A 13,624-nucleotide genomic window follows, 5' to 3' on the forward strand; every position below is an offset into this window, starting at 1 on the left:
AGAAATACTTGACGATCCGGCGGCGATGTCGACCGATCGTTTTTGCTGTATATTATGTTCAGCGCCCGATGCTATATCGGGCTATCGGATATTGAGATGATTAATTCTGCTATGTTGGGGGAAGAATGAATAAAGGAAGCCCGATGATGACGTATCGGCGTATCACGTTAGGCGCAGTAATCAGCATGGTGTTGGTCGGCTGTAACAGTGAGCCGAATAAACCCGCGCCCATTACTTCTATTAACGGAAGTAGCGGAACCTACTCTTCTTCTACGGCCTCTTCGGGCGGTTCTGCGGGGACTTCTACCCAGAATACGACGGCGATGGATACCAGCCGTCCGAATATTTCTGGCGACAGTTCCGCTGCGTCGACCTCGGCAGCGCCAGTGGGTGAAAACCCGTTCCAGGGGCGACCGGTTGCGAACGCTGCCTCTGGTAACGGCACGACGACTTCCGGCGACCGTATTGCCTATAACCGTCGCTATTCAGATATTCCAAAGGGTTCTTATAACGGTGGTCCAACCTATACCGTTTCCCGCGGCGATACGCTGTTTTACATCGCGTGGATCACCGGTAATGACTACCGTGAGCTGGCGCAGCGCAACAATGTCGCCGAGCCCTATGCTTTGAATGTCGGTCAGACTCTGAACGTTGGCAATGGTGCAAATAACAGTACGGTTATTGCCGGATCGCAATCGACTTCATCGTCATCAAATGCAACACAAAATCAGGCCTCAAGTGTTGATTCTGGAAATTCAGGGGCGTACACTGATCCAACCAGTAAACAAAATGTTGATAAAACGTTACCAAGTTCGCAACAGTCGACGGGTTCAACGGCATCAACGACCACAGGAACGGCAACAGCTGGAGCTGCAACAAGCAGTGTATCTGGCGTTCGCTGGCGCTGGCCTACCGAGGGGAAGGTGGTTGACAACTTCTCAACGGCTGAAGGAGGCAACAAAGGCATTGATATTTCTGGCTCTCGAGGCCAATCGATACTCGCCGCCGCTGACGGTCGTATCGTATATGCGGGTAACGCATTGCGGGGTTACGGTAACCTAATCATTATCAAGCATAATGATGATTATCTGAGTGCTTATGCACACAATGACTCAATGCTCGTGGCCGAGCAGCAAGAAGTCAAAGCTGGTCAAAAAATAGCAACAATGGGGAGTACGGGTACCACCTCTGTAAGATTGCATTTTGAAATCCGCTACAAAGGTAAATCCGTTAACCCGCTGCAGCATTTGCCGCAGCGTTAAGTGGGCAGGAACTCTATTTTCTCCTGCCCAGACTGTCGCAACTACGGGTAGGACAAAATATGAGTTCCAATACGCTGAAAGTCAACGAATGGGCTGAAAGTGCCGATTTCGATGATAGTGAACCCGCAGAGTTTGATGAAAAAACGTCGATTGATGTCGTTGAAGACGACAACTCTGCGGACGATATACTGCTTTCACAAGATGTGACTCAACATGTGCTGGATGCGACACAGCTGTATCTCGGAGAAATTGGTTTTTCACCCCTTTTAACCGCGCAGGAAGAAGTTTACTTCGCCCGCCGTGCGCTACGCGGTGACGCCGCCGCGCGCAGTCGGATGATTGAAAGCAACCTGCGTTTGGTCGTCAAAATTGCTCGCCGCTACAACAATCGCGGTTTAGCGCTTCTGGATTTAATCGAAGAAGGTAACCTTGGGCTGATTCGCGCCGTAGAGAAATTCGACCCTGAACGGGGTTTTCGTTTCTCCACCTATGCGACCTGGTGGATACGCCAAACCATTGAGCGGGCCATCATGAACCAGACCAGAACGATTCGCCTGCCGATCCATATTGTTAAAGAGCTTAATGTCTATTTACGCACTGCCCGTGAGCTTTCTCAAAAGCTGGATCACGAGCCGCGAGCGGAAGACATTGCTAACAAGCTGGAAAAATCCGTGGGTGACGTTAGCCGCATGCTGCGCCTTAACGAGCGCGTGACCTCGGTAGACTCACCGCTGAATGGTGAGTCAGACAGCGCGCTGTTGGATATTCTGCCTGATGAATACAATAACGATCCTGAATACACCACGCAGGATAACGATATTAAGCAGAGCATTGTGAAATGGCTGTTTGAGCTTAATCCAAAACAGCGTGAAGTGCTGGCTCGTCGCTTTGGCCTGCTGGGCTATGAGGCGGCTACCCTTGAAGACGTCGGTGCGGAGATTGGCTTAACCCGTGAACGCGTTCGTCAGATTCAGGTTGAGGGCTTAAGCCAGCTGCGTGAGATTCTGGTTAAACAAGGGCTGAGCATTGAGGCGCTGTTCCAGGAATAATCGCCTTAACGTTTTTGTTCTGTAGACGTTTATTTAATGTAGAAATGTAAAAATAAAGAAGCCGGCTTAGAGCCGGCTTCTTTATGCGTATCGAATTACCAGTGGTAATTGATTTTTGCTGTTACGGTACGACCTTCACCGTAATAACACCAGTAGTTACAGCCGCTGACGTAGTTGGTATCCGTCAGGTTGCTGGCATTAACCTGCACCTGCCACTCTTTGCTGATGTCGTAGCGAACCATCGCATCCCAAAGCGTGTAGGCGGGAACTTTCAGGTCTTTACTATTGGTTTTGTCACCGTAGGTGCTGCCAATGTAGCGAACGCCGGAGCCGACAGTTAATCCTTCAAGCGGACCGCTGAAGGAGTAGTTTGCCCAGAGTGACGCCATGTGCAACGGGGTTAAAGGTATACGGTTGCCGATTTCATCGCTGTCACCTGAACGAATGGTTTCTACACGGTTTAACGTATAGTTAGCGTGAAGCTGCAGCGCATCCGTTACGTGACCGACACCCTCAAGCTCTAGGCCTCGCGAGCGAGCCATACCGGTTTGCACCTGCGCATAGTTGATTCTCGGATCGTTGGACGTCGTCAGCATGTTCTTTTGGTACATTTCGAACATGGCTGCGTTGAAGTAGCCGTTGAAGCCTTGAGGGACATATTTAATGCCGATTTCTGTCTGTTGCCCGGTCTGCGGCTTATAAGGACTGCCGTAGCCATCGCGGCCGGACAGCGGCTGGAAGGATTCAGAATAGCTGATATACGGGTTAAGGCCGTTTTCGGCCAGATACATCAAGCCAGCGCTTTTGCTGAACTTGTGGTCGTCCATATCGATACGACCGTTAGCCGCGCCACTGCTGGCTCCTGCATTAGAGATAATGTCGCTAGAGCGAGCCTTGTCGTACCGGCCGCCGAGCAGCAGAATCCACTTGTCGTCGAACTTCAGCTGGTTTTGAACGTATACACCGGTTTGGAAACGCTTGGTATGGTGGCTAAATAGCTGATCGTCCCTGACGGGCGTGTAGTTGCCATAGACCGGGCTGAAAATATTCAGTGGGGAACCGAAGTTATAGACGTTGCCGTCTTTACCGCGTGAGTTAACGGTTGAGTAGTCAGTACCCAACAGCAGCGTGTTTTCAAAACGATCGATAACCCAGTTGCCGACCAGGCGGTTGTCGATAGCGTAGTTCTGGGCGCTGCCGTCACGATAGGTCAGACCGCGCTGAACGTTTTTGTCATCAAGCATTTTTGAGCCGTATACGTTGCGCAGCAGCAGGTTAAGATAGCTGTAGGAGGCGTTTTGCTTAAACGTCCAGGTGTCGTTAAACATGTGGCTCAGCTCATAGCTGATGTTGAACTGCTCTGAATCACCCTTGCTATAGCCCGGCTCGCCGAAGCTGGTGTCTTTATCCACCTTACCGAATGGCGTACTTTTCAGCGTGCCGTAGGGCAGTTTAAAGCCACTGGTTGGGTTGGTGTTGTCTTTCATGTAGCTGGTGAGCAGGGTCAAACTGGTTTTGTCGTTGAAATCGACAGTCATACTGGGGGCAAAGTAGTAGCGCTCGCTGGATGCGCCGTCTACCGGGCCGTTGTCCTTTTTGGCGAAGCCTACAAAGCGGTACAGTACGTTGCCTTCATCATTGAGCGGGCCGGAAGTGTCCAGACCAAAATGACGATAGTCATTAGAGCCGTAAGAGACGTCAATTTCACCCTGCTTTAAGCGAGTAGGGTGCTTGGTAATAACGTTAACCAGGCCGCCGGGAGGATTTTGCCCGTACAGCATGGAGGCGGGGCCCTTAAGGGCGTCAAGGCGTTCGATACCGTAGGTTTCCTGATGCCAGGAATAAAAGCCCGCTTCATTAGTAATCGTTTGTAGGCCGTTTTGGTAAGGAGACCATTCGAAGCCGCGAATGATGAGCCAGTCAGTTCTGTTGTCTGCTCCGTAATGGCCAGTCTGAATACCGGCGCTGTAGCGCATCGCTTCGTCAATCTTTCTGACGCCGCGATCTTTAAGATCTTCCAGCGTGACTTCTGAGACCGAGCGGGGCGTTTCCGCCGCTGGGGTGTCAATTTTCATCGCAGTATTGCTCGCGGTAACAACAAGGGTTTCACCTGCTTCAGTATTTTGTTGAGCGTCTTGTGCTATAGCCGGTGAGACCGCTGCCAAACTCAGTAGGACTGCATAAGCCAGTGGCTTATAGGTCAAACCGTTCGGCATGACAACGTGATTGTTCATAAACTTGTTTTTCCAATGAGTGTTAAAAATGATAATAGTTATCATAGCTATTTTCTTTTGATTTGCAGGTAACTGTCAATGGAAACCAGAAAGTGAGTTGTTCCGGTAAAATTGAAGAGAACAGTTATCATTACAGGTGAAGTGTGCCATCAGGCGGTGGTATTATCTGCGCTTTCCGGCTTAACCAGAGCGCGGCTGGGTTCCATAGTTAATAAAAAGGTTAATCATTTCATGTATAAAGGCGTGCGTTATCTACTGATGGCTCTGATTTTCTGTGTATCAGCAGTGAAGGCTGAAGGATGGTCTAAAGAGCTGATAGATGTGACAGGGCAAAAAGTTGTGCTGGAGAAAAAACCTCAGCGCATCATATTGGCATCGGGCTATAGCCTGCTGGCGTTCTCTTTTGTGCATGAAGATCCAGCGGCAGTGCTGGTAGGCTGGGGCAGTGAGCTTAAAAAATTTGATGAAGCGACCTATCGACTGTTTGAGAAGTCCTTTCCTGCGCTGGCAAAGATAAGAACCATTGGTAGCGGCAGTGGAGATGAACTTTCTCTAGAAACGCTGCTTTCTCTTACTCCTGACTTGGTTATTTTTGAAGCCTGGCAAGTACCGCGGTCGCAGTCGCTAATTGCCCTGCTGAAAAAAAGTAAAATTCCCGTTGCGGTGATCGACTATTACCAAGAACCGATGAAAAATACCGTAGCGTCTACTCGCCTTTTGGGGCAGCTGTTGGATAGAGAGGAAAAGGCCGAGGCGGTTATCGACTTTTACCAGCAGCACATGGCGGCGCTGACGGAAAGGTTAAAGGGGAAAGATATCTCTCACCCTAGAGTCTTATTGAACGCCTATCCCGGCATGTGGGATTGCTGTTGGAGCAGCGGTACCGGCGGGCCTGGTGAATTTATCTCTCTTTTTCAGGGCGAAAATATCGGTGCTGATAAGTTTCCGACTGCTAACGGCGGGCTGCTCAGCCTTGAGTACGTGATTACAAAAGATCCGCAGATCTACATCGCTACAGGCCACTCTGCGGTAGATCCCATTAAAGCGCTGCCGATGGGAACGAGCGTCGATCCCGCGGTGAGTCAACGACAGCTTAAGATGCTGACAGAGCAAAAGGGCATTAACACTTTCGATGCAGTAAAAAGCGGTCAGGTTCACGGATTTTGGAACTACTTTACCGGCTCGCCTTTTAACATCGTGGGGGCAGAAGTGATGGCCAAGTGGATACAGCCTGAGCTTTATCAGGATATTGATCCACAGAAAACGATGGATGAAATGAATCAACGATTCCTTCCGGTGCCCTTAAAGGGAACCTATTGGACCACTTTACAGAGATAGCTTATGTATATTCGACCTGAACACATTGTGGGATCTAAAGAACAGCTGCGTCAGTACTACTCGATGCCGAGTGAAATGGTGGTTAAAAAGCAGCTAGACTTTCTTGCTCCCTATGGGCAGAAGATGATTGCTCTGTCTCCTTTTCTGGTGCTGGCCACAGTAGGGGAGAGCGGCGTCGACGTTTCTCCCAAGGGCGGGGAGCCGGGATTCGTGAAAACAGTCGGTGAAAAAACGCTGCTGATTCCCGACTATGCAGGAAATAACCGCCTAGACGGTATGCAAAATATCATCAGCAATCCTCAGGTGGGGCTGACGTTTTTTATTCCCGGTGTTAACGAAGTCTTTCGGGTAAACGGCAAGGCGAGACTGTCGCTCGACCCAGCGCTGACGGACTTTTTCAGCGAAACCGGGAAGAAAGTGAAGTGCACCATTGTTGTCGATATCGAAGAGGCGTTTATTCACTGCGGTCAGGCAATTGCGCTGGCGAAGCTGTGGGAGAGCGAAAGCCAAAGCCGTAAGGACAAGGCGCCGTCAATGACGTCAATTATTGAGTTTCATCAGGCTAGAACGGCCTAATGCCTTAAAGCAGAAAAGCAAAGGTCAGCGTGTCGATATAGCCTGTAGCTCAGGAATACCTACACGCTGACCTGTTAAAATCTGCTGCTTACAGCATGCTCTTCAGACGATAGAGCCACTCCAGCGCCTGCTTAGGCGACAGCGCATCAGGATCGATAGACTCCAGCGCTTCAACAACCGGCGGCGTCTCTTCATCGGCCGCCAGCAGCGCCATTTGTGCACCTTCTGTAGAGCCGTTGGCCGCATTAACCGAGAGGGACTCGAGCTCTTTTAGCTTCTGGCGCGCCCGTTTGATAACGTCTCGCGGTACGCCCGCCAGCGCAGCAACCGCCAAGCCATAGCTTTTGCTGGCCGCACCCGGCTGTACGCTGTGCATGAAGGCAATAGTTTCTCCATGCTCTACAGCATCCAAATGGACGTTTTCGACCCCTTCCATGCGGTCGGGCAGGGTTGTCAGTTCGAAGTAGTGGGTTGCAAACAGTGTCATCGCCTTAATCTTATTCGCCAGATTTTCCGCACAGCTCCACGCCAGCGACAGGCCGTCATAGGTTGACGTACCGCGCCCAATTTCATCCATCAGGATCAGGCTTTGCTCGGTGGCGTTATGCAGAATGTTGGCGGTTTCTGTCATTTCCACCATGAAGGTGGAGCGCCCTGAGGCCAGATCGTCAGCGGCGCCAATGCGGGTGAAAATGCGGTCCACTGGCCCGATAGTGGCGCTATCCGCCGGAACAAAGCTGCCGATATGTGCCATCAGAACGATCAGTGCCGCCTGTCGCATATAGGTGCTTTTACCCCCCATGTTGGGGCCTGTAACAATCAGCATTCTACGCTGTGGCGACAGCTGTAGCGGGTTGGCGATAAAGGGTTCGTTGATAACCTGCTCAACCACCGGATGGCGACCAGCAACAATTTGAATACCCGGTCTGTCGGAAAGCGTTGGGCAAACGTAGCCGAGCGTATCGGCGCGTTCAGCCAGACTGCAAAGAACGTCGAGCTCAGCCAGCGCTGTTGCGCTTAGCTGTAAAGCCTCTAGATGAGGCAGCAGAAGGTCAAACAGTTCGTCATACAGCCCTTTTTCTATCGCCAGAGACTTTCCTTTTGAGGTCAGAACTTTGTCTTCGTACTCTTTTAGTTCCGGAATAATGTAGCGCTCGGCGTTTTTCAGCGTCTGTCGGCGAACGTAGTTGATCGGAACAAGGTGGCTTTGACCGCGGCTGACCTGAATGTAGTAGCCGTGAACAGCGTTAAAGCCCACTTTGAGCGTATCGAGGCCCAGCCTGTCTCGCTCGCGAATCTCCAGCCTGTCGAGATAGTCGGTGGCGCCGTCCGCCAGAGCGCGCCATTCGTCAAGCTCGGCATTGTAGCCTGGGGCGATAACGCCGCCGTCTCGAATAAGCACCGGCGGTGACTCGATAATCGCGCGTTCCAACAGGTCTTTAAGCTCGTCAAACTCACTAATTTGGCGCGCCAGAGATTCAACCGCTTCGCTAGATAGCGGAGCAAGCAGAGCGTGAATGTCGGGAAGCTGCTGAAAGGCGTGACGCATGCGAGCGAGATCGCGAGGGCGTGCGGTACGAAGCGCCAAGCGCGCCAAAATGCGCTCTAGATCGCCAATGCTGCGAAGAAACGGCTGAATGTCGCAATAGGCACTCCGCAGCTCCTCTATGGCGGTCTGGCGGCTGCGCAGCGTGTCGAGATTTCTGGTTGGCGCGTGTATCCAGCGTTTGAGCATGCGGCTGCCCATTGGCGTAACGGTGCGATCGAGAATAGATGCCAGAGTATTTTCGCTGCCGCCAGACAGGTTAAGGGTCAGCTCAAGGTTTCTCCGCGTGGCGGCATCAAGAATAATGCCGTCCTGCTGGCGCTCAAACGTCAGGCTGCGAATATGGGGCAGCGCCGTCCGCTGTGTGTCTTTGACGTACTGTAGCAGGCACCCGGCGGCGCGCAGGGCGTATACGGACTTTTCCACGCCAAAGCCGTTGAGGTCTTTAGTGCCGAACTGCAGATTAAGCTGCTGGCGGGCAGTATCTATCTCATATTCCCACAGAGGCCTTCTGCGTAGCCCTCGGCGACCTTCAATCAGCGCCATAGCCTCGAAGTTTTCCGGGTAGAGCAGTTCCGCAGGATTGGTGCGCTGTAGTTCTGCGGCCATTGTTTCCCTGTCGGCCGGCTCCGCAACCTGAAAGCGACCGGAGCTGATGTCTAGCGTCGCGTAGCCAAAGCGCGCACCGTCGTGCCAGATGGCTGCCAGCAGGTTGTCTTGCCGCTCTTGCAGCAGCGCTTCGTCACTGACCGTTCCCGGTGTGACGATGCGCACCACTTTGCGCTCTACCGGACCTTTGCTGGTGGCCGGATCGCCGATTTGCTCACAGATAGCGACGGATTCGCCAAGCTGAACCAGTTTCGCCAAATAGTTTTCCACCGCGTGATGGGGGACACCCGCCATGGGGATGGGCTCGCCGGCAGAGGCGCCGCGCTTGGTGAGAGAGATATCGAGCAGCTGAGACGCCCGCTTGGCATCGTCATAAAACAGTTCGTAAAAGTCGCCCATGCGATAGAACAGTAAAATTTGAGGATGCTGAGCCTTAAGCTTCATGTACTGCTGCATCATGGGGGTATGGGCGTCTAGGTTTGCTTTATCACTCATAGAGTTTGTCTTGTTAGTCCCTTGAATTCAGCGGCTGGCGCGGCATTGTTTTCAGCGTCTGACGATGGCGAGAAGCGTTATAAAAGATACGTGCGATACCCTAGGCTATTCTGAAGGTCAGGGCAAGAATAAGGCATATCTTTACAACGCATCAGGCGGCGGACGATGTTAAAGAACGCCATGATAAAGCAAGGAAACGCCTCAATAAATTAAAAAATACGTCAAAGGTAAATCGAGAGCAAAAGATGGGAGATGTCGCTAGAAGTTGGCTGTTTTATTCGAACGTTTTACCCTGAAAGGTTTTACGCCATTCGCTAGGGCTTACGCGATAGCGCTCTTTGAAGCGCTGTCGAAATGACACCGGCGACGCGAAGCCTACGTCCTGTGCAATGGTTTCCACTGTACGGCTAGTTGACTCCAGCAGAGTATGGCTTCGCTGCAGGCGCTCTACGGTTAACCACTCTCCGATAGACATACCGGTCGCCAGATGAAACTGCCGGGTTAAGGTTCTTCGGCTCATCATCGCGCGGGCGGCGAGGGTATCCAGTTGATGGTTCTGTGCCAGATTGTCTTTTAGGAAATCCAGTAGCGCGTTGATTCGGATATCCTTGGTGGATGATAAAAGAGGACGCTCGATAAACTGTGCCTGACCGCCTTCCCGATGTGGGGGAATAACCATACGTCTGGCGATGCGGTTAGCAACAACGCTGCCGTAGCGTTGGCGAACAATATGGAGGCAGCAGTCAAGGCCTGCGGCCGTTCCCGCCGAGGTGATGATATCGCCGTCGTCAACGTATAGGGCGTTGGTATCGAGCTGGATATCGGGAAAGCGCTGGCTAAAGTCTTGTTCATATTCCCAGTGCGTTGCAGCGCGCCGATGGGCAAGCAGGCCCGCGTAGGCCAAAACATAGGTGCCTAAGCAGAGCCCGACAGTGCATGCACCTCGACGGTGTGCTTCAGTGAGCGCTGCCAGCAGAGCAGGGTCGGGTTTCTCCTCAGGGTGAGGCCAAAAGGGAATAACGATAATATCGGCCTGTGCTAGCGCCTCTATTCCCTGTTCTGCATTCAGAGTCAGGCCAAGCGTTGAGCGCACGATGCCCGGTGTCTGGGCACATACCTTTAGGTCGAACAGCTTTTCGTGAGGCAAAGTACTGCCAAAAATCGTGCAGGGAACGGAGAAGTGAAAGGGGCTGAAGCCATCGGTAGCAATGACGACAACTGACGGGACTGTCATGGAGACTCCTGTCCTGACGGATAAAAATGAGGCCTACCGAAATAGGCGCTGAGCTTACAGTGTACAGGATTCTCCATCTTCCGGAACTCGCAGACACGAATTGAAACCATGTTCACGGGAAAATTGACGAAGGGCGTTTCTTGTTAAGGCGCAGTGATTGATAGCTTCCATATGTGTTGCTATCAGAACGGCATCTGGCACTTTTTTATGCACCTGAAAGACGTCTTCTGTTCCCATAATAATGGCGCCGAAACGATCAATTTGCGCATATCCCGCATTCAAAACGACGACGTCAGGACGGTAGGTTGATAGCGCACTGTCAACGTGATGGTTCCAGACGGTGTCTCCAGCCAGATATAAGGTCTTTTCTTGAGGATGCGTAAAAACGACGCCACAGGCTTCTCCGAGCCGTTGAGCGATCGCGTCGTCAGCATAGGCTTCATCGCTACCGTGCTGCCCTGAGGTTTTGCTCAGAATAATACCTGCGAACTCGGTTTTATCTGAGAGGATATGAACATGCTGAAAGCCTTCTGCCCGAATGATTTCAGCGTCCTGCTTGTTTTGAGTGAAGACGATCTTCTCTTTTGGCAAGAGGCGCGCTGCGGCAGTGTCCCAATGGTCGAGATGCGTGTGGGTAACAATGACAGCGTCTACATCAACAATTTGCGCCATATCCAACGGTAGCGAAACGAGTGGGTTGGACAAGTGGGCGTTTAGCGTACCGGCAAAGCCGGGATAAGCGCTTTTTTCAGCCAGCATGGGGTCAATAAGAAACCGCTTGCCTGCGTATTCAATTTTCATGGTAGCGTTGCGTATTTGCGTGAGTTTCATGGGCATTTTTCTCTGTTGTTAAGCGCAAAAGTGCGTGAGAAAAGTGTAAGTCAGAGAGGCAGGGGTTAATGAGTGGCTCAATGGTCATTTATCGATGATAACGGGCCAAATTCACTGTTTAGCCAATCAAGAACGTGAAGGGATTCATTGTGATAACTCAGAGAGATGGAATGCGCCTTCCAGCTTTTCCTAAAGTTGTTTGATTTTAGAGTTCTTCTTTCTTATGTTTACGAACAGCATTTTGACAATGCCATAAGGCAAAAGTGAGGAACCGCGTGGACAAAGAAATCTGTCAACTGAGTCAAACGGTAGGTGAGCGTTTGAAGGCTAGAGGATGGACTATCACCTGTGCGGAGTCTTGTACTGGGGGGCTGGTCGCCGCCTATCTGACAGAAATTGCAGGCAGTTCTTCCTATTTTGAGCGCGGCTTTGTGACCTATAGCAATCAGGCCAAGCGAGATATGCTGGGTGTCAGCCCTTCTACACTAGAGTCTCAGGGAGCTGTCAGCGGTGCAACCGTCATTGAAATGGCAAAAGGGGCGCTAAAGGCGGCGAATGCCGATCTCTCTCTATCGATCAGCGGCATTGCCGGGCCAGATGGCGGAACGGCACAAAAGCCCGTGGGTACAGTCTGGTTTGGCTGGGCAAACAGTGACGGGCTAGTGTTAAGCGAAGTGTGTCGATTTGACGGCGATCGCCATAGCGTTCGCCAGCAGGCGGTTCACTATGCGCTGAGCGTCGTGCTGGAAAAATTTCTTTAAATTCGCTTGATACTGTATGACCATACAGTATAATCACTTTCATCAAGGGCGCATCAGCGCCTTAAATATATCTATGAGTCAGTTTGAAAATTGTGGAGCCGCATAATGGATGACAATAAGCAAAGAGCACTAGCCGCTGCCCTGGGGCAAATCGAGAAGCAGTTTGGTAAAGGTTCAATTATGCGTTTGGGTGACACTCAGGCGCTTGACGTTGAGTCCATTTCAACCGGTTCACTGAGTTTGGACATCGCGCTGGGTATCGGCGGCCTGCCAATGGGGCGAGTTGTTGAAATCTTCGGGCCAGAATCTTCAGGTAAAACGACGCTGACTCTGTCTGTTATTGCTCAGGCGCAGAAAGAAGGGAAAACCTGTGCATTTATCGATGCCGAACACGCCCTCGATCCAGTCTATGCCGCTAAGCTGGGCGTTCAGGTCGACGATCTGCTGATTTCTCAGCCCGACACCGGCGAGCAGGCTCTGGAAATTTGTGACGCACTGGTGCGTTCTGGCGCCGTTGACGTGATTATTATCGACTCCGTAGCCGCACTGACGCCGAAGGCTGAAATTGAAGGTGAAATGGGTGATTCTCACGTAGGCCTACAGGCTCGACTGATGTCGCAGGCTCTGCGTAAGCTGACGGGTAACATTAAAACCGCTAAGTGCTTGGTTATCTTTATTAACCAGATTCGTATGAAAATCGGCGTTATGTTTGGTAACCCAGAAACCACCACCGGTGGTAACGCTCTGAAATTCTATTCTTCTGTTCGTCTGGATATTCGCCGCGTTGGTGCGATAAAGGATGGGGAAGAGGTCGTCGGTAACGAAACTCGCGTTAAAGTTGTGAAGAACAAGATTTCTGCACCGTTCCGCCAGGCGGATTTCCAAATCCTCTATGGCACAGGGATCTCAAAAGAGAGCGAGCTTATCGATCTGGGCGTGAAGCACAAGCTGGTTGATAAGTCTGGCGCTTGGTATGCCTATAACGGCGACAAGATTGGTCAGGGTAAGGCTAATTCAATGAAGTTCCTTCAGGAAAATCCGGCTATTTCTTCCGAGCTGGAAAAGCGCCTGCGTGAACTGCTGTTAACAAGCAATCCGGTTATCTCTACGTCAGAAGACAGTGAATCAGAGATGCCGGAAGACGAAGAGTTTTAATTTAGGCCTGTCGATTTTCATCGAGAATAGCCGTTTATGAACTCACTGTTGGCTCGCGCAATGCGGCTACTGTCCCAGCGGGACTTCAGTGAGGCAGAGATGCGCCGTAAGCTTCTTACGGCGCATTCTTCTTTTCGGACTCAGGGAGAGCGAGAGCCTGTTTCAGAAGAGGATGTTAACGGCGTTATTGAGTACTGCCGGCAGCATGGTTGGCTCAACGATTCTGACTACGGCGTAAGATTTGTTGAAAGCCGCAGTAGAAAAGGCTACGGGCCTCGGCGCATTCTGCTTGAGATGCAGCAAAAGGGGATTAATCAAGAAGAAGCCAAGGCGGCGCTGGCCTCTTGTGATCTAGACTGGTTTGCATTAGCTAAAGAAGCTGCCTATCGAAAGTCAAACGGTACTCTACCGGTGGATTGGAAAGAGAAGGCTAAGCTACAGCGCTATCTTATCCAACGGGGATTTCGTCAGGATGAGATCCACGCTGTTTTTAGCGATTCTGAATATTAACGCCTCTGCGGATTTACTTCCCTC

General features: G+C 51.4%; 11 protein-coding genes. 7 read left to right on the forward strand and 4 right to left on the reverse strand.

Translation table 11 applies throughout. The features are described 5' to 3' along the window. The first annotated feature begins 125 nt into the window (after nucleotides 1–125). On the forward strand, nucleotides 126–1,262 hold the full coding sequence (gene nlpD, locus DQM29_RS05435; protein ID WP_111739660.1) for a murein hydrolase activator NlpD: 1,137 nt from the start codon (nucleotides 126–128) through the stop codon (nucleotides 1,260–1,262). Between the two features lie 59 nt (nucleotides 1,263–1,321). Further along, complete coding sequence (gene rpoS / locus DQM29_RS05440; protein ID WP_111739661.1) at nucleotides 1,322–2,311, forward strand: RNA polymerase sigma factor RpoS; 990 nt, start codon at nucleotides 1,322–1,324, stop codon at nucleotides 2,309–2,311. A 95-nt stretch (nucleotides 2,312–2,406) separates the two neighbouring features. On the opposite strand, the gene DQM29_RS05445 is transcribed toward rpoS, so the two are convergent. Further along, nucleotides 2,407–4,590 (reverse strand): TonB-dependent siderophore receptor, encoded by a 2,184-nt coding sequence (locus tag DQM29_RS05445; protein ID WP_197708849.1) that lies wholly within the window; start codon nucleotides 4,588–4,590, stop codon nucleotides 2,407–2,409. 186 nt (nucleotides 4,591–4,776) lie between these two features. On the opposite strand from DQM29_RS05445, the gene DQM29_RS05450 reads away from it, so the two are divergent. Together DQM29_RS05450 and DQM29_RS05455 are read left to right on the forward strand one after the other, a co-directional pair. Then, nucleotides 4,777–5,883, forward strand: coding sequence for an ABC transporter substrate-binding protein (locus tag DQM29_RS05450; protein ID WP_145960336.1), 1,107 nt, complete (start codon nucleotides 4,777–4,779; stop codon nucleotides 5,881–5,883). A 3-nt stretch (nucleotides 5,884–5,886) separates the two neighbouring features. Then, nucleotides 5,887–6,459 (forward strand): MSMEG_1061 family FMN-dependent PPOX-type flavoprotein, encoded by a 573-nt coding sequence (locus DQM29_RS05455; RefSeq protein WP_111739663.1) that lies wholly within the window; start codon nucleotides 5,887–5,889, stop codon nucleotides 6,457–6,459. An 88-nt stretch (nucleotides 6,460–6,547) separates the two neighbouring features. On the opposite strand, the gene mutS is transcribed toward DQM29_RS05455, so the two are convergent. From mutS to DQM29_RS05470, 3 genes are all read right to left on the reverse strand, one after another. Further along, nucleotides 6,548–9,109: a DNA mismatch repair protein MutS gene (gene mutS, locus DQM29_RS05460; RefSeq protein ID WP_111739664.1), complete on the reverse strand. Its 2,562-nt coding sequence runs from the start codon at nucleotides 9,107–9,109 to the stop codon at nucleotides 6,548–6,550. A gap of 274 nt (nucleotides 9,110–9,383) precedes the next feature. Further along, on the reverse strand, nucleotides 9,384–10,343 hold the full coding sequence (locus DQM29_RS05465; protein ID WP_111739665.1) for a GlxA family transcriptional regulator: 960 nt from the start codon (nucleotides 10,341–10,343) through the stop codon (nucleotides 9,384–9,386). A 54-nt stretch (nucleotides 10,344–10,397) separates the two neighbouring features. Further along, nucleotides 10,398–11,174, reverse strand: a complete 777-nt coding sequence (locus DQM29_RS05470; protein ID WP_111739666.1) for an MBL fold metallo-hydrolase — start codon at nucleotides 11,172–11,174, stop codon at nucleotides 10,398–10,400. 275 nt (nucleotides 11,175–11,449) lie between these two features. Here DQM29_RS05470 and pncC point away from each other — a divergent pair, with 275 nt between their 5' ends. The 3 genes from pncC (at nucleotide 11,450) to DQM29_RS05485 (ending at nucleotide 13,600) form a co-directional block, all read left to right on the forward strand. After that, on the forward strand, nucleotides 11,450–11,935 hold the full coding sequence (gene pncC, locus DQM29_RS05475) for a nicotinamide-nucleotide amidase (protein WP_111739667.1): 486 nt from the start codon (nucleotides 11,450–11,452) through the stop codon (nucleotides 11,933–11,935). Between the two features lie 105 nt (nucleotides 11,936–12,040). After that, nucleotides 12,041–13,090, forward strand: a complete 1,050-nt coding sequence (recA, locus tag DQM29_RS05480; RefSeq protein ID WP_111739668.1) for a recombinase RecA — start codon at nucleotides 12,041–12,043, stop codon at nucleotides 13,088–13,090. Nucleotides 13,091–13,126: 36 nt separating this feature from the next. Continuing rightward, complete coding sequence (locus tag DQM29_RS05485; RefSeq protein ID WP_111739669.1) at nucleotides 13,127–13,600, forward strand: regulatory protein RecX; 474 nt, start codon at nucleotides 13,127–13,129, stop codon at nucleotides 13,598–13,600. The last annotated feature ends 24 nt before the right edge of the window (nucleotides 13,601–13,624 follow it).

Origin of the sequence: Leminorella richardii (genome assembly GCF_900478135.1) — a bacterium.
Classification (GTDB): domain Bacteria; phylum Pseudomonadota; class Gammaproteobacteria; order Enterobacterales; family Enterobacteriaceae; genus Leminorella; species Leminorella richardii.

What these genes read in the sequence shown, in the direction of transcription:
- nlpD (WP_111739660.1), top strand. Translation starts at nt 126, where the DNA reads ATGAATAAAGGAAGCCCGATGATGACGTATCGGCGTATCACGTTAGGC.
- rpoS (WP_111739661.1), top strand. Translation starts at nt 1,322, where the DNA reads ATGAGTTCCAATACGCTGAAAGTCAACGAATGGGCTGAAAGTGCCGAT.
- DQM29_RS05445 (WP_197708849.1), bottom strand. Translation starts at nt 4,590, where the DNA reads ATGATAACTATTATCATTTTTAACACTCATTGGAAAAACAAGTTTATG.
- DQM29_RS05450 (WP_145960336.1), top strand. Translation starts at nt 4,777, where the DNA reads ATGTATAAAGGCGTGCGTTATCTACTGATGGCTCTGATTTTCTGTGTA.
- DQM29_RS05455 (WP_111739663.1), top strand. Translation starts at nt 5,887, where the DNA reads ATGTATATTCGACCTGAACACATTGTGGGATCTAAAGAACAGCTGCGT.
- mutS (WP_111739664.1), bottom strand. Translation starts at nt 9,109, where the DNA reads ATGAGTGATAAAGCAAACCTAGACGCCCATACCCCCATGATGCAGCAG.
- DQM29_RS05465 (WP_111739665.1), bottom strand. Translation starts at nt 10,343, where the DNA reads ATGACAGTCCCGTCAGTTGTCGTCATTGCTACCGATGGCTTCAGCCCC.
- DQM29_RS05470 (WP_111739666.1), bottom strand. Translation starts at nt 11,174, where the DNA reads ATGAAACTCACGCAAATACGCAACGCTACCATGAAAATTGAATACGCA.
- recA (WP_111739668.1), top strand. Translation starts at nt 12,041, where the DNA reads ATGGATGACAATAAGCAAAGAGCACTAGCCGCTGCCCTGGGGCAAATC.
- DQM29_RS05485 (WP_111739669.1), top strand. Translation starts at nt 13,127, where the DNA reads ATGAACTCACTGTTGGCTCGCGCAATGCGGCTACTGTCCCAGCGGGAC.